At 42.0% G+C, this 22,430-nt stretch carries 18 protein-coding genes; 12 read left to right on the top strand and 6 right to left on the bottom strand.

Going from position 1 to position 22,430, the window contains the following annotated elements:
* Window positions 1–16: 16 nt before the first annotated feature.
* Together C2M25_RS07625 and icd are read left to right on the top strand one after the other, a co-directional pair.
* Entirely contained in the window at window positions 17–2,698 is a 2,682-nt protein-coding gene (locus tag C2M25_RS07625) for a 7TM diverse intracellular signaling domain-containing protein (protein ID WP_105180797.1), read from the top strand.
* A 92-nt stretch (window positions 2,699–2,790) separates the two neighbouring features.
* A complete protein-coding gene (gene icd / locus C2M25_RS07620; protein WP_105180796.1) occupies window positions 2,791–4,056 on the top strand; it encodes an NADP-dependent isocitrate dehydrogenase in 1,266 nt (421 codons plus the stop codon).
* A gap of 5 nt (window positions 4,057–4,061) precedes the next feature.
* On the opposite strand, the gene C2M25_RS07615 is transcribed toward icd, so the two are convergent.
* Both C2M25_RS07615 and C2M25_RS07610 read right to left on the bottom strand, forming a co-directional pair.
* Window positions 4,062–4,505 (bottom strand): hypothetical protein, encoded by a 444-nt coding sequence (locus C2M25_RS07615; RefSeq protein ID WP_063704594.1) that lies wholly within the window; start codon window positions 4,503–4,505, stop codon window positions 4,062–4,064.
* A 111-nt stretch (window positions 4,506–4,616) separates the two neighbouring features.
* The gene (locus C2M25_RS07610) at window positions 4,617–5,564 is read right to left on the bottom strand and encodes a LysR family transcriptional regulator (RefSeq protein WP_105180795.1); all 948 of its coding nucleotides are present in this window, start codon (window positions 5,562–5,564) and stop codon (window positions 4,617–4,619) included.
* A 105-nt stretch (window positions 5,565–5,669) separates the two neighbouring features.
* Between C2M25_RS07610 and aceK the strand changes: the two genes are divergently transcribed.
* From aceK to C2M25_RS07590, 4 genes are read left to right on the top strand one after another with little or no spacing between them, the layout of a single operon-like run.
* On the top strand, window positions 5,670–7,499 hold the full coding sequence (gene aceK / locus C2M25_RS07605) for a bifunctional isocitrate dehydrogenase kinase/phosphatase (RefSeq protein WP_105180794.1): 1,830 nt from the start codon (window positions 5,670–5,672) through the stop codon (window positions 7,497–7,499).
* 49 nt (window positions 7,500–7,548) lie between these two features.
* Window positions 7,549–7,941, top strand: coding sequence for a hypothetical protein (locus C2M25_RS07600; RefSeq protein WP_199775163.1), 393 nt, complete (start codon window positions 7,549–7,551; stop codon window positions 7,939–7,941).
* An 8-nt stretch (window positions 7,942–7,949) separates the two neighbouring features.
* On the top strand, window positions 7,950–8,912 hold the full coding sequence (locus C2M25_RS07595; RefSeq protein ID WP_063704602.1) for a zinc-binding dehydrogenase: 963 nt from the start codon (window positions 7,950–7,952) through the stop codon (window positions 8,910–8,912).
* A 53-nt stretch (window positions 8,913–8,965) separates the two neighbouring features.
* Window positions 8,966–9,226, top strand: coding sequence for a DUF2999 family protein (locus C2M25_RS07590; protein WP_054561248.1), 261 nt, complete (start codon window positions 8,966–8,968; stop codon window positions 9,224–9,226).
* A 56-nt stretch (window positions 9,227–9,282) separates the two neighbouring features.
* Here C2M25_RS07590 and C2M25_RS07585 read toward each other — a convergent pair whose 3' ends face one another.
* Window positions 9,283–9,489, bottom strand: coding sequence for a helix-turn-helix transcriptional regulator (locus tag C2M25_RS07585; protein WP_054552938.1), 207 nt, complete (start codon window positions 9,487–9,489; stop codon window positions 9,283–9,285).
* On the bottom strand, window positions 9,490–9,948 hold the full coding sequence (locus C2M25_RS07580) for a hypothetical protein (RefSeq protein WP_105180793.1): 459 nt from the start codon (window positions 9,946–9,948) through the stop codon (window positions 9,490–9,492).
* Between the two features lie 185 nt (window positions 9,949–10,133).
* Between C2M25_RS07580 and lepB the strand changes: the two genes are divergently transcribed.
* On the top strand, window positions 10,134–10,793 hold the full coding sequence (gene lepB / locus C2M25_RS07575; protein WP_105180792.1) for a signal peptidase I: 660 nt from the start codon (window positions 10,134–10,136) through the stop codon (window positions 10,791–10,793).
* An 88-nt stretch (window positions 10,794–10,881) separates the two neighbouring features.
* Entirely contained in the window at window positions 10,882–11,694 is an 813-nt protein-coding gene (locus C2M25_RS07570) for a hypothetical protein (protein ID WP_105180791.1), read from the top strand.
* Between the two features lie 92 nt (window positions 11,695–11,786).
* Here the strand turns inward: C2M25_RS07570 and metG are convergent, their stop codons facing one another.
* The gene (gene metG / locus C2M25_RS07565; RefSeq protein WP_105180790.1) at window positions 11,787–13,811 is read right to left on the bottom strand and encodes a methionine--tRNA ligase; all 2,025 of its coding nucleotides are present in this window, start codon (window positions 13,809–13,811) and stop codon (window positions 11,787–11,789) included.
* A 178-nt stretch (window positions 13,812–13,989) separates the two neighbouring features.
* Between metG and apbC the strand changes: the two genes are divergently transcribed.
* From apbC to C2M25_RS07550, 3 genes are all read left to right on the top strand, one after another.
* The gene (apbC, locus tag C2M25_RS07560) at window positions 13,990–15,069 is read left to right on the top strand and encodes an iron-sulfur cluster carrier protein ApbC (protein WP_063704612.1); all 1,080 of its coding nucleotides are present in this window, start codon (window positions 13,990–13,992) and stop codon (window positions 15,067–15,069) included.
* Window positions 15,070–15,388: 319 nt separating this feature from the next.
* Entirely contained in the window at window positions 15,389–18,040 is a 2,652-nt protein-coding gene (locus C2M25_RS07555) for a glycoside hydrolase family 16 protein (protein WP_105174318.1), read from the top strand.
* Window positions 18,041–18,118: 78 nt separating this feature from the next.
* Window positions 18,119–21,070, top strand: a complete 2,952-nt coding sequence (locus C2M25_RS07550; RefSeq protein ID WP_063704613.1) for a TonB-dependent receptor — start codon at window positions 18,119–18,121, stop codon at window positions 21,068–21,070.
* A gap of 92 nt (window positions 21,071–21,162) precedes the next feature.
* On the opposite strand, the gene C2M25_RS07545 is transcribed toward C2M25_RS07550, so the two are convergent.
* Window positions 21,163–21,489, bottom strand: coding sequence for a hypothetical protein (locus C2M25_RS07545; protein WP_063704615.1), 327 nt, complete (start codon window positions 21,487–21,489; stop codon window positions 21,163–21,165).
* Between the two features lie 281 nt (window positions 21,490–21,770).
* Here C2M25_RS07545 and dcd point away from each other — a divergent pair, with 281 nt between their 5' ends.
* Entirely contained in the window at window positions 21,771–22,358 is a 588-nt protein-coding gene (dcd, locus tag C2M25_RS07540) for a dCTP deaminase (RefSeq protein ID WP_063704618.1), read from the top strand.
* Window positions 22,359–22,430: the final 72 nt, after the last annotated feature.

Raw genomic sequence — 22,430 nt, 5'->3', positions numbered from 1 at the left:
TACAGGGGTTTTGTGAATGCGGTTAAAGCTGTATTTAAGTACTCTGCTGTTTTTATTGCTATTGAGTGTTTCGGCTAATGCACAACAGACGTTTGTCTACACTGATGCTGTGGCTGATCAAAACCTTCATGATGTTGGTGAAGTGTTTACGGCAAACGATAATATGTTTCCGCAATCGGTGGCTGCGATTGATGCTTGGCGAGCAAGCAAAAAACCGCAATCTCGAATAAGCTCGGTTGGCGGTAGTTATTGGTTAATTGTTGAAATTGAAAATCTAAGTGATATTGAAGATTTAGTGCTTTATCCGTATAACACCTTGGTATCGAAAATAGAAAGCCGCATTTACGATATTACTGATCCAACTGCCCCGATACAGTACTTTGTAACCGGTGGGGTCGAGCCGAATCAATTTGCTTTTCACTATGGTAATCGTTTATCTCTTGAAAAAGGTAAGCACTATACGCTTATCACTTATTTTGAGAGTGACTACTTTTATACTCCCGCAAAGCTGGTATTAACACCTTATCAAGATTATTTTCAAAACATAACCATTGAAAATATGATCATGATGCTTTGCTTTGGGGTGGGTATTGCACTTGGTTTATATAACTTATTGATTTACTTGGTTTCTCGTGATGTCACACACCTTTACTACGCGCTATTTACTGCATCCTGGGTGTTTGCTTGGAGCCATTTTTTCCATATTTCGGATCAGCTGTTTGGTTACTATAATCCTCATCTTCATTGGCTCGGCTTTGCCCTCACACCCTTAACCAATATTCTGTTTTACAACAACTTACTCAAACTTAAAGAGACATTTCCCAAACTGGCGCAATTATCCCTGACGGTGGGTGTAATCGCTACTCTGGGTATTCCGTTTTGTATTTTATGGCCAAGCTTTGGTTTTTATTGGTCAACGTTAGTCACCGGTGTCGCTTTATGTTTAGGCTTATACATAGGTATACGCTGTATGCTCATTGGCTTTAAGCCAGCACGCTATTTTGTGCTTGCTTACATTGCCATGATGCTACCGAATATGGTCGGAAATTTAACTAATTTAGGCTTGCTGCCTGCTACCTCCATTAATTTATATTTATTGGGTTTGATAGGCACAGCCATGGACGCCATGTTGCTGGCTTTTGCTGTTGCCGATAAGTTTAGGTTGCTTCACGATGACAACGTAGAGCTCAACAAAAACCTTGAAGAAAAAGTCCATTTAAGAACGTTGGAGCTTGAAGAACTCGCCTCAGAGCTTCGCGATGCGAATGAAGCTAAAAGTCGTTTTTTAGCGAATATCAGTCATGAAATTCGTACCCCAATGACATCAATCATTGGCTATGCAGATGGCATTATGCTCGGGGATATTAAGCCTCATGAGCGCAACCATGGGATTGGGGTTATTTTGCAAAATAGCCGTCATGTTCTTGGCTTAATAAACGATATACTTGATATGTCGAAAATTGAAGCCAATAAGCTAGAGATTGATTTAGTCGAAACAGACTTGTTTGCCACGATTGCCAATATTGAGTCTCTTATCGGCAAGCAAATTCGCGATAAGGGCTTAAAGTTCAGTGTAGATTACCAGTTCCCATTGCCAGACTACTTGATCACCGATCCGAGTCGTTTAAGGCAAATCTTATTAAACTTGACCACTAATGCCCTTAAGTTCACTCAAGTGGGGCGTATAACCTTAACGGTGAGCTGTCATAACGATAAGTTGTCGATAAGCGTAAAAGACACCGGTATCGGCATGACAGACAAAGAGCAACAAGCCTTGTTCAGTGCCTTTTATCAAGCGGATTCTAGTATTTCTCGCCAGTATGGCGGTACCGGGCTTGGCCTTAACATTTCAAAGAACCTTGCGCAGAAATTGGATGGTGATATCAGCGTTAAAAGTAATGTCGGCTCTGGCAGTGAATTTATTTTCACCATGTCGGTGTACACCACAGATAACACACGTTGGCTCAATGACATGAGCGAAGTGAAGCTTATTGAAACCTCACCGTTTAGTAAGCTTGATGCGCCTCAAAATTTGAAGGGACGGGTATTACTTGCCGAAGACCATCCAGACAACCGACGTTTAATTGCGCGAATATTAGAGCGGATGGGACTGACAGTGACCACCGTCGAAAATGGTAAAGACGCAGTGCAAGCAACCCTCGAAGACAGCTTTGACCTTATTTTGCTCGATATTCAAATGCCGATTATGGACGGTCAAGAGGCATTAAAAATGATGCAAGCAACCGGGGTTAGCGCGCCAATTATTGCATTGACAGCGAATACCATGAAGCATGAAATTGCCCGTTATATGAAGCAAGGCTTTAATGATTTAATAGCCAAACCAATTGATCGCAATGGCTTTAGTCATAAAATTGCCAGTTACTTAGATTGTGATGAGTTGGCCGATATCAAGTTACCTGAAAAAGAGTTTCAGGCGCTTAAAGATGACTATATAAAAGGTCTTGAAGAACAGTATCGAGAAATGCGCGAGCAATACAAAAATATGGATATAGATGGCTTAAGCAGAAATGTTCATATGCTCAAAGGTGCTGCGAATATGTTTGAGTGTGAAATGCTCTATGTTAAAGCCGTTGCAGTAGATACTGCGCTTAAAAAAGATACCGTCACGCTCGATACGCAGCTTATTGCTTCCTTATTTTGTGCTATGCAAGACGAAATAACCAAGGTAACGCATTGATTGCTTGAATAGCGGCTATTTCTTTGTAAGCACAGACAAATTCGCTATTTCTTGATATTAATATTGTTAAAACACCTTGCTGGGAAGGCATGATGCAGTATCAACATATTTCAGTACCCTCGAATGGCGCGCAAATTACGATTAATAGTAAGGGCCAATGGCATATTCCTGATAACCCGGTTATAGCTTACATTGAAGGCGATGGTGTGGGTCAAGATATAAGCCCGGTGATGCGTGATATTGTCGACGCTGCGGTGAAACATGCTTATCAAGGTGATAAACAAATACATTGGATGGAAGTATTCAATGGCGAAAAAGCAGCAGCGCTTTACGATGGCGACTGGTTCCCGCAAGAAACCCTACATGCCGTTAGACAGTATAAAATTGCCATCAAAGGGCCGTTAACAACCCCCCTTGGCGGAGGTTTTCGGTCATTAAATGTGGCTCTTCGTCATGAGATGGATTTATTCGTTAACATGCGGCCCATTCGCAGTTATCCGCATTTACCATCGCCCTTAAAAGAGCCTGAAAAAACCCAAATCACAGTAATACGCGACAGCTCAGAAGACGTTTACTCGGGCATTGAATGGCAGGCTGGCAGTATTGACAACGAACGTATGCTTGATTTTCTGTGCCAAGAAATGGGGGTCACCCGACTTCGTTTTGATAACCAATGTGGCATTGGCATAAAAAATAGCTCGAAAGAGGCAGCAGAGCGACTAATGCGTTACGCACTCAACTTTGCCCTTAAAGAGCACAGTGAATCACTGACGGTGGTGCACAAAGGCAATGTACTTAAATTTACCGATGGCGCTTTTAAACGCTGGGCATTTGCCCTTGCTGAGCAAGAGTTTAACGCTGAAGCGCATGAAAATGGTCGTTGGTTAGTGATCAAACGAGACAATCAAGATGATTTAATCATCAAAGAAGTCATTGCCGATAACATGTTACAACAAGCACTGCTCACTCCAGAGCAATTTGATGTGGTGGTAACAACCAATCAAAACGGCGATTACTTAGCTGATATGCTAACCGCACAAGTTGGTGGGGTAGGTATAATGCCTGCGGCAAACTTAAATAATGAAGTGGCTTTTTTTGAACCGACTCATGGCACATTTAATCGCATTGCCGGGGAAGACAGTGCAAATCCAACAAGCAGCATTTTAAGTGCGGTCATGATGCTACGTTTTATGGGCTGGCACGAAGCGGCGAATAAAATAGAAAAAGCCCTAGAACAGACGCTTAGCGCAAATGAAATGACGTTTGATTTGGCTAACCTAGTAGCCGGTGCGACGATGCTTAGTTGCAGTGATTTTGCAAAAAGCATCATCGCTCGAATAAGTAACTCAAATAATTAACCATATTAAGCGGCATTGGCGCTTTTAACAGCGTAGACACATGGTTTACCTGTTAATTGTGCTGCACGTTGATAAATGTGTTCTGCACCAGGTTCGTTGCTTGTCATGCCTGTTAATGTGTCCATTAACGCAACCACTAAAATAGCCGGAACTTGGCAGCAGTATTCATCAAGTACTGCGGTTGTTGTTTGTGCATCAACATGACAATGCGGATGAGTGCGTACAGAGCTATATGCTTTTAACAGCGTGTCTGCTTGTAAAACATCATCATCTTGATGTTTGGTTTTACGGCATTGGCAGCCAAACTCATCAACCATTGTTGCCAGCGTTTGGTAAATTTCTTCGCAAGCTAAATTGCTTTTTTTACAAAGCTGCTGCTCGATGAATGAGTGTAATTGACCATTGATGTAAAGGCCGTCCTGTTGAGTGAATTGCGCTGAAGTTTCCATAATCATTTTCTCTTTGTTTATGTGCTTAACTTCACTCTAGCCCTTCACTCATTATTTATGAAATTGTTGTTTTCAATAACTGATATTGATTTAATCAATATTATATTGTTTTTAGCGATCAGCCACCGTACCGGCAAAGGCGAGTAGCTCTCTGCGCAGCCATTGGTGCGGGTTTGCGTGGTGTAACAAAGGGCTCCATAACATTTTCACTTCAATAGGTACGATTTGAAATGGCACTGGACTTATTACCAAATCAGTGTGTTTTGCTAATAACATGGCTTGGCGACGGGGTAATGTAGCGATAAGTTTTGGTGATTGGCACAGCAAACTTGCCACCATGTAATGGCGGGTAAATACACGAATATTGCGGGTTTGTTCTAGTTGCCATAATGCCTCATCGACCCAGCCGAGTTTTTGACTGCCGGATTTATTCGTTACGGCCGCTTCAACGCCCCAACCAGCCCGATTCACCCAAATGTGCTCTTGTGCAAGGTAGCCTTCGAGGTTTTGCTGTTGTAAGTAAGGGTTGTCTGGGTGTGTTAAGCAGCAGTAATTGTCGCGCCATACACTGGCTTGGTGGAATGAGCGGGGCAGGCCGTTAAAGCGGTTAATGGCAAGGTCGATGGTGCCTTTTTCCATATCTTGAAGATTAACATCACTTGGGCTCAAAATATCAAAATTAAGCCCCGGGTTCTTTGCTAGCTGCTGGGTGATAAACGGCGCAATAAGCGTTGATTCAAGGTAGTCGTTTGCCATGATCCGAAACGTTATATTCGCGGTACTCGGGTCGAATATTTCACTTGGCTGAGTAATTTCTTCGGCCATTTTTAATAGTGATTCTATCTCTGGTTTAAGGCTGAGCGCTTTTGCTGTTGGCGTCATTGTGCCAGCGGCTCTCACTAACAATGGATCATCAAACAAATCTCGCAAACGCTTCAGGGCGTTACTCATTGCAGGTTGAGTCAAAGCCAGTTTGTTGGCGGCTTTAGACACACTTTGTTCATCAATGAGGACATTTAAATACACCAATAGGTTGAGGTCGACGTGCCTAATATTCATTTGATCAATCTTATTTATTATCTTTATTAATTACCTAAATTAAAGCGCGCTTGCTATTGTGTGTAAACAAGGCGACTAAAATAATCAGCATAAGCGATAAAAATAATGCCACAGCAGAGTTCACATTTGGCTGTTAAATCACACAGCGAACAGTTAAATCAGGTCGTAGCGACTAAGCTTGCCCGTGCGGTGTATGCCGGTTTTGAGGCTATGTTTGCAGAGTTTTTAAATATAACTCTCGGGGCACAAAGTCGCTTTGAGCAGCGCCAGTGGCATCAAGTTCAAGGTGCTATGAAATCGCGATTGCAAGTTTACGAAGGGCAAGTCAAAAAGGTAAGCCAAGCGGTAAAAATTATTGCTTATAGCGAAGTAGACGACCCAGCGCTTTGGTTATTAGCCAAACAAATATACGCAGAAATGGTGCAAAGCCACGAAAACCAGCCCATTGCTCATACGTTTTTTAATTCAACCTTCGGCGCAATTTGGGACTCACGAAAAATCCGCAATGTGCACTTGTTTGTACTAAAAGCGCGCTATCAACTGGGGCCAAGGCCCTTTGATTCACTGGTTAGCCGCATTTCCCTGCAAAATGGCTTTGAAAGTGCCATCAGCAGCTTGATTAAACGCCATGTGTTTCGCTCACAATACGCTAACTTTGCTGATGATGTGGCCATGTTACAGCGCACCTTGATTGCTGGAGCAAAACAACAATGCCCACAAGTTTATGAGCTGCTAGCCCTCAACGATGGCTATATTGAATACGCTAATTCATTGTTTTTTAGAAATAAAGCCTGCTACATCATAGGCCGCTGTATTGCTAAAAACGGCGATAACATGCCATTTGCGATTGCGCTATTAAACAGTGAAAAAGGGTTGCACATTGATGCCGTGATGATGGGAGCTGATCAACTCAGCTTGTTGTTTGGCTTTGCGCGTACTTATTTTATGGTCGACACTGACCAACCCGCCCGATACGTTGATTACCTTAGTGTTTTAATGCCTCATAAGCAACGCTTTGAATTGTTCAATGCCATAGGCTTTATCAAACACGCGAAAACCGAGTTTTATCGTTACAAAGTTGATACTACGCGTAATAGCCCCGTTGACGATAAATACACACTTGCGCCGGGGACGCCGGGTATGGTGATGCTGGTATTTACCACCCCAGGCTCAGATTATGTGTACAAGGTAATAAAAGATAAATTTAGTGCGCCAAAAACGGCTACCAAACAGCAGGTGATGGCTAAATACGATTTTGTCAAACAAGCTGACCGAGTTGGCCGGCTAGTCGATACCCATGAATTTCGCTATTTAGCGTTTGATTTGAGCCGATTTAGTGAAGAGCTCATACAAACAATGCAACAGCAAATTGGTGACAGCCTTGTGATTTCGGGTAATGCACTTATTTTGCGCCATGTGTATGTAGAGCGCAAAATGACACCGCTTAATTTGTACATCAACGACTGTGATGAGCGAAAACTGCAGCAAGTAATGGTTGATTACGGTAAAGCAATAAAAGAGCTTGCGGGCGCTAATATCTTTCCCGGTGATATGCTGATGAAAAACTTTGGTGTAACTCGTTGGGGAAGAGTGGTGTTCTACGACTACGATGAAATTTGCCCTATGACAGAGTGCCAATTTAGAGAGCTGCCCAAAACCGAGGATTCATTAGATGAACTCAGTAGCGAAAGTTACTTTGATATCGCAGAAAACGACGTATTTCCGAGCCAGTTTAAAATCTTTTTTAGCGCCAATAAGCGGGCGTTTGATCACTTTAATGCTGCGCATCAAGATATTTTTACCGCCACAATGTGGCAGCAACTACAAACAGCTATAAACGATGGGCAATTGCTTGATGTTTATCCTTATAAGCAGTCTTGGCGCTTTTCGTCGATGAGAGCTCAAATGAAAAAATCTCAATCTATAACCGTTTAATAGGAACATAGTGTTAGCGTATGCTGTTCAAAAAGCTAAGGAACGCACTATGAAAAACACACTGTTTTTATCGAGTTTATTTATTTCGTCTATGGTAAGCGCCAATCCGTTATTAGGAAGCTGGCAATTTGTTGAAGGCAAATATGCAACCAATGACGGCTATGTGACGGCAAAAGCGCCAGAAATAACCTCAGTTAAACTGATTACACCTAGTCATTTTAGCTATATCACCCAAAAGCAAGGCAACTTTCATTATGCTGGTGGCGGCAAATATGTTTTGCAAGACCAGCAATTTATCGAAACTTTTTCCTATGGTAATGTACCTTCACTACTTGGTAAGACCATGGCATTTGATTACAAACTAGAAGGTGACTTGTGGCATCACACCTTGTATGAAAATGGCAAATTAGTCGAAGCTGAGATCTGGCAACGAATTAAATAGAAGGTGATATGCGTTATATTAAGCACGAAGATTCACAGTTACATTTTGCGCAAACAGATAAACCAGTTTTAAAAGATAACGAAGTTCTTATTGCTGTTGCAGCAATCGGCGTTAATCGCGCTGATTGTTTACAGCGGCAAGGTAAATACCCAGCCCCAAAAGGTGACAGTGAAATTTTAGGGTTAGAATGCGCCGGTACCATTGTTGAGCAAGGTAGTGCAGTATCGGGTGACCTGCTTAATAAGCGCGTTTTTGCCTTGTGTGCGGGTGGTGCTTATAGTGAATATGTTGCCGTTGATGCCGCACAAGTGATGCCGTTACCAGATGAAATGACAATGGCAGAGGGCGCTGCTATCAGTGAAGTATACTTAACGGCTTTTTCTGCCTTATTTCAATTTGGTCAGCTTAAATCGGGGCAAACGGCACTGATCCATGCGGGAGCCAGTGGTGTCGGTGGGGCGGCAATTCAAATGGCAAAACGCGCAGGTGCTCAAGTGGTGATCACTGCAGGTAGCGATGAAAAGTGCGAACATGCCAAACAGCTTGGTGCAGACCACACCATTAATTATAAAACCACTGACTTTGTAGAGTACTTCAAAGCCAATAATTTACAGGCTAATACCATTGTTGATCCTGTCTCAGGACGCTATTTAAATAAAAATGCTGCCGTTGCAGCAATGGATTGTCAAATTGTAATGTTAGCCTTTTTAGATGCACGCTTTGCTGAGGTTGACTTTGCAAGGCTACTTAGTAAGCGCATATCATTTCATGCATCAACCTTGCGTAACCGTTCGATTGAATTTAAACGTGATTTAAAAGAGCAGTTTATATCGCGATTTTATGATGACTTGGCCAACGGGCTGTTCGATTGCAATATCTACAAAACCTTAAATTGGCAAGAGGCTAATGAGGCGCACCGTATTTTAGATAACAACGAAAACTCGGGAAAAGTGGTGATGTTAGTTGAATAACATCAATTTGCCCATATTATTGGTTTTATTAGTAGTTAAAAGTAAAGGTTAATATGAACCCTATTATTGCAATGCTCAAAGAGCACAATGTAAGTGACGAGAAAGTGCGTGAGCTGTTTCAAGCGTTTATGGAAAACCCAATGATGGCAATGGGTCTGGTCCAACAGTTAGGTATCCCACCAGAAAAGCTTCAACAATTGATGGCATTAGTGATGACGCAGCCACACCTTATTAAAGAAGCGGCTGAATCAGTGGGTATCAGTGATGATGAAGTTGAGCAAGCCAAAGCGCAGTTCAAAAATCAGCAGTCATAAAATTAAATGATACGAATTTAAAAAAGGTTAGCTCTTTGGCTAACCTTTTTTGTTAATTACTGATATGAAAACACGTCGTCCAGTTTTTTATCAAACAATTGAGCAATCTTAAAAGCCACCTCGAGCGACGGTGAATATTTACCTTTTTCAATTGCTACTATGGTTTGCCTTGAAACGCCAACTGCCTCTGCTAATGCTTGCTGAGTCATTTCATTATGATGAAATCGAAGTTCCCGAATGGTATTACTGAGCTGTTTTGTCATCTAGCTGTCTCTTCGGTATAAATACACTTTGCTGGCAATAGTAATAATTTCACTGACTAAAAAACCAATAATAAGAAAGTGCATAATATTATATAGATCAGAGACCTCAGGTAACAACATACGCCCAGATACGCGCTCAATTTGCGTTGCTAAAAATACACATATTAAGATAATTGCAGAGCAAAACCAGTGACCAAGCTTGGTGCTTTTTAGCTCAATGAGCTTGTCGCGCTCATCATCCCCTAAGTCTGCTTCTTTGTGTTTAATACCAGCAAGCACAGATTGCATAATGATCTCTAATATCACCGCAACTACAACAACCTTATACAAATAAGACACCATGGTATCTTGGTTAAGATCACCCGCAGCTTGTAGTGAATTAATGCCTAACAGGTAGTAGCTTAACAGGCCTATGGTTACCACCAAGGTGCCCCAAATTGTCATTTCTTTGTAGCTCATCGTTATCATCCAATGTAAAAAATATTTGACTTAATGTTAAGTAAACTACTCATTGGTTGTGGTGTCAAATATTTTTAACATCATGTATGGTATTTTTATCATTGACGTATTTCGTTACATTTAGTTGAGAACTAATTTGTACCGCACAAGCTCTTATGAAAACAAACAACAAATAAGGAACGAATATGAACTGGCTTTTGAAGGTATGGAAAAATAACCGCTCTTTGATTTTATTCATCTGTTTGATGAGTGTTTTTAGAAGTGCGGTGGCTGATTGGTATGAAGTACCAACAGGCTCAATGAATCCGACCATCGTTGAAGGGGATAGAATTTTAACGGATAAAATGGCTTATGATCTGCGTGTGCCATTTAGTCATATTTCGCTAATGCGCACTGATGAGCCAAAAGCCGGTGATATCATTGTATTTGATTCTAAGGCTGCAAATAATCGCTTAATAAAGCGTGTTATTGGTGTGCCGGGCGATACAGTGACTTTGATAGATAATAAATTAATCATTAACGGTAAAGCGCTTGATTACGCATTAACTGGTGACATGCAAGAGCAGCAAACACTCATTGAAAACCTTGCAGGTGTTCAGCACGCTATTCAGATATCCAAAACGCCCTCGGTGATGCAGCATTTTGCTCCTGTCGTTATTCCCAGCGATATGTATCTAGCGATGGGCGATAACCGCGATAATAGTGCAGACTCACGAGTGATTGGGCTAGTGCCTCGCAGTGAGTTATTAGGCAAAGCTAAAAGGGTGCTTGTGTCACTCGATTATGATGATTATTACTTACCTCGAAAAGAACGGGTTTTACATGATTTATACTTAGCCCCTTAGCTAAATATCGTCCAAATATTGGCAATTTACCGTTTTATGTCTCAATATTGACGACATAAAAATAACAAGCCAATAGATGGAACGATAAATGACTGAAAACAAGCGGTTTAGGCCTTTAACAGTTTATATATTACTAAGCTGTTGTATTGGTTTGGTGGCCTGTGGTTCTGGCTCTAACACAGAAAATTCGACGTCCATCCCAGATACTTCAATACCCAATTCTGGCGCTGCCATTGTTGATAACAGTGGTAGTGCCGACTATCAAATTATTATTTATGGCAATAGCCATAGCGCTAAATTAGGTGATTTGCTTGAACAGCTTATTTCCAGTGAGTTAACCAACGCTCAAGTTTCAACGCTTACCGTTAGTGGTCGCTTTTTAGATGAAATAGTGAACATATCTGGCAATGTTGAAAAGCTACAACAAGCCAATTGGACTCATGCTATTTTTCAAGGTCAGAAGTACTCTCAGTCTGGTTCTGTTAATTATTCTACGAATGAGGCAGAGCGATTAATTGCCAGTGCAAAAGAGCTGAAAATAACGCCTATCTTGTTTCCTGAGCATCCTCAGCAAGGTGACAGCAAAGAAGGGGAGCTTGTCTACCAATTGCATTTGTCGATTAGTGAAAAAGAGGCAAGCTGTGTTGCCCCAATCGGTTTAGTTTGGGATAAAGCAATTGCCGCATTACCTGAGCTTAATTTTTACAGTGCAGATGGTAATCATGCATCAAACGCAGGGCACTTACTGACCGCGATGACTTTTTATGAAGTCATAACAGGTGAGCTTGCCGATACCCTTGCTTACAATGCCGCTTTTGCTATTAGCGAGCAACAACAGCAGCAGTTTGGGCAAATAATTACCCAAGTGCTTGCTGAGCACCCTGCATGCCCAAGTTCATAAACTAACTACATCGATGTGAAGCACGCATTAAACACAAAAAAACCGTTGTGCCTAAACACAACGGTTTTTTATAGTAGCTAGTAATTGTGTAATTACATTACACGCATGCCAGGCTCTGAGCCTTCATCTGGGTTAAGAATATAAATTTCTTTACCGCCAGGGCCGGCTGCTAATACCATGCCCTCAGACATACCAAAACGCATCTTACGAGGCTTAAGGTTTGCTACCATAACCGTTAGCTTACCTTCGATATCTTCTGGTGCATACGCAGATTTAATGCCTGCAAATACTTGGCGCGTTTCGCCACCTAAATCTAGGGTAAGTTTAAGTAGTTTCTCAGCACCTTCTACGTGTTCTGCTTTAGCAATTTTTGCTACACGTAAATCAACTTTAGCAAAGTCGTCAAATTCGATTTCAGGGCTGATTGGCTCTTTAGCTAGTGGGCTGTTTGGATCAACTTTATCTTTCTCAGCAACTAGGCTTTCTTTTGATTCTTCAATCATTTTGTTTACTTTATCCATTTCAACACGTTGCATTAACGGTTTGAATTTATTAATTGCGTGACCAACCAGCGCTGTTTGCGCGCCTTGCCATGTTAAACCGTCGTTTAAGAAGGCTTCAACGTTTGCAGCCATACCTGGTAGAACAGGTTTTAAGTAAGTGATAAGTACACGGAACATATTCAAACCAAGTGAGCATACATCGTGTGCTTCTTGTTGTTTTGTTTCGTCTTTAATTAACACCCACGGCGCTTTTGCGTCGATGAATTGGTTTGCTTTGTCAGCAAGCGCCATGATTTCGCGAATTGCACGGCTGTAATCACGGTTTTCATAGTGATTTGCAATGCTTGAAGAAGCCGCTTGGAACTCACCTAATAGTGCTTCATCCATTACGGTGTCGCTAAGCTTGCCGTCAAATTTCTTAGTGATGAAACTTGCACAGCGACTTGCGATATTAACCACTTTACCTACTAAGTCAGAGTTTACACGTAGTGCAAAGTCTTCAAGGTTTAAATCAAGGTCAGTGATGCCGTTGTTTAGTTTTGCTGCGTAGTAATAACGAAGATACTCAGGATCTAAGTTATCAAGGTAAGTACGCGCTTTAACAAAGGTCCCTTTTGATTTAGACATCTTTGAGCCATTTACAGTTACAAAACCGTGTGCAAAAACGTTGGTAGGTTTTCTGAACTTTGCACCGTCTAACATTGCCGGCCAGAATAGGCTGTGGAAATAGATGATGTCTTTACCAATGAAGTGGTAAAGCTCTGCATCTGAGTCTTCGCGCCAGAATGCATCAAAATCAATCCCTTTTTTGTCGCACAGGTTTTTAAAGCTCGCCATGTAGCCGATAGGCGCATCGAGCCACACGTAGAAGTATTTACCCGGTGCACCAGGGATTTCAAAACCAAAGTAAGGTGCATCACGGCTGATATCCCACTGCTGTAGGCCATCTGCAAACCATTCATCAAGCTTGTTCGCCATTTCTTGTTGAATCGTACCTGAGTGTAACCACTCTTTTAGCATGTCTTCAAAAGCAGGTAGGTCGAAGAAGTAGTGCTCCGAATCTTTTAAGATTGGCTCAGCTCCCGACATTACAGAGCGTGGGTTAATAAGTTCAGTTGGGCTGTATGTAGCACCACAAGAATCACAGCTGTCACCGTTTTGATCCTCTGACTTACACGTTGGGCAAGTACCCGTTACAAAGCGATCTGGTAAGAAGATACCTTTCTCTGGGTCGAAAAGTTGAGAAATAGTATGCTTTTTAATGTGACCCGCTTCATTCAAACGGTTGTAGATTAACTCGCTGAAATGACGGTTTTCTTCACTGTGCGTGCTGTGATAGTTATCAAATTCAATGTTGAAATCAGCAAAGTCGCGTTGACGTTCAACACTGACGTTTTTAACCATCTCTTCTGGCGTGATCCCTTGCTTTTGCGCATTAAGCATAATTGGTGTGCCGTGAGCATCATCCGCGCAAACGTAATAGGTTTCATGACCTTGTTGTTTTTGGAAACGCGCCCAAATATCTGTTTGGATATATTCTAGTAAATGGCCTAAGTGAGTCGGGCCATTGGCATAAGGTAATGCGCTAGTAATCAGGATCTTTCGCTGTGCCATAATCATTCCGAATTGAGATTAGTTCGATGCAAATATGCTCGAATATCATTATTTAATACATTGTAAGTTGCTCATAGACAACTCAAAGCAATGATATTATCTAATTGTCTGGTTTTAATGCCTTGAATGTTACATAATTCCGCAGCACTTTTCATCAAAGAAACGCTAATTTATTGCTATGTTTGGACTGTCAAAACTATTCTCAAGTAAATCGGCTGAAAAAGCGCCTATCATTGATGCCTTAGCCGCCTATCGTAGTAACGCATTTGCCATTGGCATTGAGCAAGACTGGCTCGAAGAGCTTAATCAAAACAGCGATAAAAGCTGGCAAGTCAAATTAAACCTCCCTTTTGCAGGCTTGAGTGAAATAAACGACATTGAAAAATTTGTCACCGATAAACTATCAGTGCCTGTGTCAATTAGCGCTAAAGTGAAATTACCTAGCCTATATAGCTTTAAGCAAATAAAACATATTGTACTCGTTGCTTCGGGTAAAGGCGGCGTTGGAAAGTCAACCACAGCAGTGAATCTTGCCTCGGCTTTAGAGCAAGAGGGTGCCAAAGTGGGTATTCTCGATGCCGATATTTATGGCCCGTCTATTCCATTGCTTCTGGGTCTACAAGGGGCAGAGCCGAAAACGGCAGATAATAAAAATTTACTTCCTTTTGAAGCGCATAACCTCAAGGCGCAATCGATCGGCTTTTTAGTGCCAAGTGATGACGCAACCGTTTGGCGCGGCCCAATGGCATCGGGAGCACTCAATCAGTTAATGAACGAAACCGCTTGGGGAGAGCTTGATTATCTTATTGTTGATATGCCTCCAGGTACGGGCGATATTCAGTTAACCATGAGCCAAAAAGTGCCAGCAAGTGGTGCGGTGATCATCACCACGCCTCAAGATTTAGCCCTAGCCGATGCACAAAAGGGCATTGCTATGTTCAATAAAGTGAACGTCCCTGTGCTTGGCTTAATTGAAAACATGAGCTACTTCTTGTGTGGCCATTGTGGTGAGCCCAATCATGTATTTGGTAAAGATGGCGCTGTAAAATTAGCGCATCGTCATGGTGTGCCTGTACTAGCGAATATTCCGCTGGCCATTGAAATTCGTGAAAGCTCGGAGCAGGGTGACTTAATTGCCAAAGATAATACGGCGAAATTAAGTGAAACCTACAAAACCGCGGCTCGTGTGCTTGCTAGTAGCTTGTATTATCAACAGGCGCACACAAGCGCAGTTGAAATTGTCATTACTGAAGATTAATTGTTGCAAAGATCTTGTTAATGGGTTTTTCTTATTAACAAGATCTTGATTGCTTCTTTTGTATTAAATTCACTCTCAAACCCCATTTTTAGCCGTATAAAGCCTGTATTTTCGTTAAACATGTCTAAAAACAAATTCGCAGTAAATGTTAATATTTTATTGACGTTTTAATAACCGTGACATACTCTAATGAAAGCGCTTACATTGTTGGGCCTTTTTATTTGCCTTCTCATGTAAGCGCTTACAATTGACTGATTAAAATAATATTCATATAGATCAGTTGAGTACTAACAAACACATAATGTTAGGGTTCAATGCAATGAACAAATTCAAAACACACTTAACACAACTTGCAATGGCGCTTTCAGTAGCGACATTAGCTGGCTGCGGTGGCTCTGCCACAGATACAAAAATTGATACAATTGATACAACTGAACCCGTTTCAGACTGGGTCATGGTTTGGGAAGATAACTTTGATGGTGATGCCATTGATGAAAATAAATGGAGTTTCGAAATAGACTGTGCAGGTGGCGGTAATAACGAAAAACAATGTTATACCGACAGTGAAGAAAACGCCTTTGTTGCAGATGGTATTCTTAATATCGTTGCATTGCCTGCAGAAGACGGTGCTGCAAAGCCTTATACATCTGCACGTATCAATACTCGCTACAAAGCCGATTTTAAATATGGCCGCTTTGAAGTAAGAGCAAAACTACCAAGCGGTCAAGGTTCTTGGCCTGCGTTTTGGATGATGCCAACCGACGAAGTATACGGTGAGTGGCCTCGTTCAGGTGAAATCGACATTTTAGAATCAGTGAATTTAAAAGTCGAAAATGATGATGGCTTAGAGTCAAATATCTACGGCACGTTACATTATGGTCAAGCGTGGCCAAATAATGATAGTAGTGGTCAAGCATACACCTTCGCGCAAGATTCAAATCCGGCAGATGACTTTCATACTTATGCGATTGAATGGCAAGAAGGCGAAATTCGTTGGTATGTAGATAACTATTTATACGCAACGCAGCGCCAATCAGAATTGCTTTACAACGCAAGCGGTGAAGCGCTGGCTCTTAAACATAAGGGTTGGTACACAGAGTATTATGATCAAACAACTGGTGAGTTAACGACTTTTTGGGACGCTGCACCATTTAACCAAGAGTTTTATTTAATTTTAAACTTTGCGGTAGGTGGTGATTGGCCTGAAAACGTTAATGCCCTTGGTGTTGATGCAAGTGCATTCGAAAACGGTCAAACTTTTGAAGTTGACTATGTACGTGTTTATGAGTGTTCGCAAAACCCAGACACAGGTAAAGGTTGTGAAACCGTCCGCCCTGGCTACGACGATTTAGAAGATGCACTTGTACAAGGTGCAGCGCCGGCGCCAACACCACCAAGTGATGGTACTGTTACGCCGCTGACTATTTTTGATAGCAGTTTTAACCCTAACTGGCCTGCATGGGACTGTTGTGGTGGCACAACGCCAGGGTTAGTTGAAGATGCCGACCGTGGCAATGTGGTTGAGTTTAGTGTGGGTGCAACGGCTACGGTAAATGGTTTTATCAGCCGTGATGCCTTTATTACCGATGAAAACGGTGAAGCCTCGCCTTATGATGCCAGTGCGATGTTAGAAGACGGCTATGTAACGTTTGATATGCAAGTAACGTCTTTACCATCAACGCCTGACGCACCGTGGTTATTCAAAATCGAAAGTGATGAAGGTGCGACAGCTGTTGAGCTAAACCTAAGTGCAAGTACTGAAGGTGTTAGCCCAGTTGCTGGTGAATGGCAAACTTATACTTTCCCACTGCAAACATTAGCTGATGCGGGTTTAAATGTATCACTGATTGATGTGATCATGATTTTCCCTGCGTGGGGTCAAGGTGAAGGTGCAGTATACCGTGTTGATAATGTTGAAATTACCAATGGCGGCACAACAACATTGCCTTCATTAACCTTATTCACCGATGAAACGAATCTTGATTGGCCGCTGTGGGATTGTTGTGGTGGTTCAACACCTGTTGAAGTAGTCGACGACGAAGAACATGGTGTGACTGCTGAATTCTCGATTGGTGCAACACCTACCGTAATGGGCTTTATCAACCGTACTTCATCAGGTGGTAGTGGTACGCAGTTTGATGCATCAGCACTGGTTGATGATGGCATGTTGCAATTTGAGATGAAGATCACCTCTTTATCATCAACGCCAGATGCGCCTTGGCTGTTAAAAGTTGAGTCAAATGAAGGTGCAACAGCGGTTGAAGTTAACCTAAACACAAGCACAGAAGGCGTTGACCCTGTAGCGGGTGAATGGCAAACCTATACATTCCCAATCAGTACTTTATTAAACGCTGGTTTAGATGTAAGTGCGATTGATGTCATCATGATTTTCCCTGCATGGGGTCAAGGTGACGGTGCTGTTTACCGTGTTGACAATGCACGTATCTATGCTCCAGAGCAAGAATCTACAGCATCAGAGCTAACGCTATTTGCTGAAAACGTGGCAGATCTGTGGAGCATTTGGGATTGTTGTGCAGGGAGTACACCAACAGTCGAAACGGATGACGAAACCCATGGCTCAGTGGCAGAATTTCAAATTGGTTCTACCGCTACGGTAATGGGGTTCCTAGCTGATGATGGCGTGAGCTTTGATGCATCGCACTTGTTATCTGAAGGTGTGGTTCGTTTTGAGATGAAAATTGTGTCAAATGCCAGTAACCAAGATGCACAGTGGTTATTCAAAATTGAATCAAACGATGCAGGTCAAGCTGTGGAGCTTGCGTTAAGTGCAAGCCAAGAAGGTGTCGAGCCTGTGGTGGGTGAGTGGCAAACCTATACGTATACACTTGCAGACTTACTCAGTGCAGGTCTTGATATTAGTGCAATCGATGTTGTCATGGTGTTCCCGTCATGGGGGATGGGTGAAGGTGCGGTTTACCGTATCGATAATGCAGTAATTGCAAACCCGTAATTAACATTGGCAACAAGTGATGGGTGCTGAATACGGCACCCAGTATCCATGACAATATATTGCAAAAGCAGGTAAATCATGAAAAGCACAAAATTTATTAAAACACCTCTTGCAGCGTCAGTTGCGATGATCTTAACCGCAGGGCTAGGCACTATGTCTGCTTACGCACAGGATGAGCAAGAGAAGGCTGATAACGAAATCGAAGTTATCGAAATTAAAGGTATTCGTGGCAGTATGATCCGCGCCATGGATATGAAACGCGATGCAACAGGTGTTGTAGATGCGATTTCAGCCGAAGAAATGGGTAAGTTCCCAGATACTAACTTGGCTGAATCATTACAACGTATTACCGGTGTATCGGTGAGTCGTTCTAACGGTGAAGGGAGTGAAATTACAGTACGTGGTTTTGGTCCTGAGTTTAACCTTATCACCCTAAATGGTCGTCAAATGCCGGGTACGGGTTATACGCGTTCTTACGCCCTTGAGAACATTGCCGCTGATGGTGTTAGTGCACTTGAAGTTGCAAAATCGGGGCAAGCAGATGTACCAAGTGGTGGTCTAGGTGCTACGGTAAATATTATTACTACGCGCCCGTTAAATAGCCCAGGTGAAAAATTTAGCTCATCAATTAAAGCGATTCACGATTCATCTAATGAAGCGGGTGATGATGTAACGCCTGAGTTTTCAGCGATGTACAGTAACACCTATGCTGATGATACATTTGGTTTTGCGGTGTCTTTCTCGCACCAAGAGCGTGACTTCCAACAACAAAATGCCAATATCCAAGGTTGGCAGGCCAATGTTGATTTACCAACACTCGATGAAGGCGATTACATTGATGCTCGCCCAGTTGATAGCGACGGTAACCCAACAGGTAATTACTTCTTCCCGAAAGACATGAACTACAGCATTGCTGATGTTGAACGTGAAAGAACGAATGGCCAAGTAACGTTACAGTACTCACCTGTTGAAAACTTTACAGCGACGGTTGATTACACCGCAAGCCGTGCAATTACCGGTGTAAATACCGTGGGTTGGGGTATTTGGAATGAGTTTGGTAGTAATATCAATGGCTATGAGCTTGATGAAAATGGTACAGCGATTTATGCCGACATCAGTGGTAACGATGGCTCATTTACAGCTAGCCGAGGCACCACTGAAGTTAAAGCGCGCTCAATTGGTTTAAACCTAGAGTGGCAAATTAACGATGAGTGGGAAGTTGAGTTCGATTATCATGATTCGAAAAACGAAACAGATAATGGTGCAGATGATGGTTTAGGTTCAACAGGGCAAATCATTCTTGGCTCAGATCAGTTAAAGAGTAAAGTGTATGATTACCGCACTGGAGAAATTCCACACGCCTACGTTAACTGGAACAACGGCACAACGGTGCTAGATCCAAGTGAAATTGATTCAAACTTCAGCCAGTTTAGCTACTCACCAGGTGAGTCTAAGGTAGAGCAAGCTCAGCTTCACACAACGTGGTTTAATGAGCGCTTTGAAATTCCGCTTGTTAAAGTGAAATTTGGTGCGGCTCACACCAAGCAAACGATGGGTGGTTTTACCGCTTGGAGTGGTCTGCGTGGTGGTCCGGGCTTTAACCCATCATTCACTGAAATCTTCCCAGACGGCATGTTCACTTATAATGATACTGGCGACATGTTAGATCAGTTCTCTGGTGGTGGTAGTGCGCTTGAGCCTAATTATTACTACACCTATAGCTTTGAAGAAGCGTTAGCGCGTCAACTTGCTTATTTAAATGAAGACTTATTGGGCGATAACCAATATTCAATTGACCCTTTCTATGATGGTATCGACAGTGAAAGCTACGTAGAAGAAAAAACGCAAAGCTTCTATGTGAACAGTTTATGGGAATTTGAAGTTGCAAATTACTTTGTCCAAATTAATGCAGGTCTTCGCTACGAAGATACTGATGTAACCAGTACGGTTCGTCAACGTGTTGAAAGCCAAGTGAACTGGGTAAGTGCCTCTGAGTGGATCATGCAGTACGAAACTGGTGGCACAGATAACTTTTATCAAGAAGAAGGTAACTACGATATTTGGTTGCCGAACATTGACGTAAAAGTTGAAATTACAGACGAGTTAGTTGGTCGTGTTTCGTGGGGTAAAACCATGGCACGTGCGCCGCTGGGTAATTTGGCTGGTGGCCGTAGCTTAACGGGTAGCCCTAAACCGGGTGCTCGGACAGGTAGCCAAGGTAATACTAATTTGTTGCCATTTGAATCAACAAACCTCGATTTATCGCTTGAGTACTACTACGGTGAAGGCAGCTATGCATCGGTCGGCTACTTCAAAAAAGACGTAGATAACTTTATTCAAACGCAAATCACTGAAACAACCATTGATGGTTTATACGATATCTTAAATGGTCCACGTTACCTTGAAGCTGTTGCATCTGTTGAAGCGCGTGGCGAGCAGGCTACGAGTGACGCTGTTTTCAATGAAATGTTGGCATTAGGTTATGGTAATGCGGATGGTGCCATTGAGCCAACGAGTTCTGATCCATTGATGGTTTGGAATATTTCTCAGCCACAAAATACAGATAGTAAATCAGTTGATGGCTTTGAAGTTGCTGTACAACACTTGTTTGGTGAAAGCGGCTTTGGTTTAGGGGTTAATGCCACGTTTGTTGATGGTGATGTTGAATTTGATGTAGCAAGTTTAACTCAGCAAGCTCCTTTATCTGGCTTAAGTGATTCAGCGAACTTCCAAGCCTTCTATGATAAAGATGGCTTATCAGTAAAAGTAACTTACGCATGGCGTGATTCGTACTTAATTGGTGTAGGTCAATCGCAAGGCTCATCTGATGCGCCGCCACAATTTGGCGATACCTACGGTCAATGGGACTTAAGCGTTAACTACGACATTAACGAAAACATGACCGTTTTCTTTGAAGGTATAAACCTTAACAACGAAACTGAGCGTGGCTACGGTCGTTACGAAGAGCAGTTCTTATTTGCTCGCCAGTACGGACCGCGTTACACAATCGGTGCCCGTTATAGCTTTTAATATGTGATCCCCAAAGGAACAAAAGCCGCTCAATGAGCGGCTTTTTTTATTAAAAACGTGATTTTCAAAAAGTGACAATTAATAACACGGGTTTAGAAAGGTTTCTTGCGATAAAAGAAGTAACTCGAAAAATAGCAAAAAAAGGCAATGCCAGGATTAATTAATAAATTAGGCATAAACACAATATCGGTTTCACCAAAACAATAGAAGTAAAAGACAATAGTGAGTAATGAAGGCAGTGGGAAAAAGAATGTTTCGTTTGCAACTAAGCCAACCACCGACCAGCTAGTTAATAGTAATGAACCGATAAAAACGAGAAAGCCATGCCATAAATCATGCTTTTTAGCGTAATGTTTGGCAATTAAAATAGCGGCAACGCATGCTGGCAATGTTATTACGGATAAAATGACGTAATCCATAACAACTTATCCTCATTCTCCTTATAATCGGGGCATTAAAACAAAACTCAGTACTTCAGATAAATCAGAAAGAGCTGATCTTATTACCTGAGATGGCTTATCTTATTTAGTTGAGAATTATTCGCGCAACACGCTGATGATTTGTGTAATATATGGCACACTATAGCCACCCCATTTGGCTTTGCTGATACACACTCGATTTTTGGTGTGTTTAGTTTAAAGCTTAGCGTGTTTTTTCAACTTAAAATCATATGTTTAAGTTGTATTAGGTAGAATAATAAATGAGATTATCAGATACCCATATTCAGCAGTATATTGACGAAGGCCGCATTGTTATTGAGCCAACACCGAGTAAAGAAATGATTTCAGGTGTGACGGTAGACTTGCGATTGGGCAACAAGTTTCGAGTTTTCCAAGATCATACCGCAGCCTATGTTGACTTAAGTGGTCCAAAAGATCAGTTAAATAAGGCGATGGAATCAATCATGAGTGACGAAATTGTGCTTGCTGATGAAGAAGCATTTTTCCTGCACCCAGGTGAACTGGCACTGGCAATTACCCATGAAAAAGTCACATTACCAGCAGATATTGTTGGTTGGTTAGACGGTCGTTCATCGTTAGCTCGCCTTGGTTTGATGGTACATGTTACAGCACATCGTATTGATCCAGGCTGGTCTGGTAATATCGTGTTAGAGTTTTATAACTCAGGTAAATTGCCATTGGCGCTTCGCCCAATGATGAAAATTGGTGCCATGAGCTTTGAAACCATGACAAGTCCTGCAGAAAATCCGTATAACACGCGTAAAGACGCAAAATATAAAGATCAAAATACGGCGGTTGCAAGTCGTATCAGTGATGATAATAAATAATTAGAGTTTGTGTGGCTTTCGGGCCACATAACATTTTGTTACTGAACTTTTTACCTAATTAAATCCTGCATA

Source organism: Pseudoalteromonas sp. T1lg21, assembly GCF_002964625.1.
GTDB lineage: Bacteria > Pseudomonadota > Gammaproteobacteria > Enterobacterales > Alteromonadaceae > Pseudoalteromonas > Pseudoalteromonas gelatinilytica.
The sequence above is the reverse complement of the archived record's forward strand: the minus strand, read 5'-3'. Positions and strand labels throughout refer to the sequence as shown.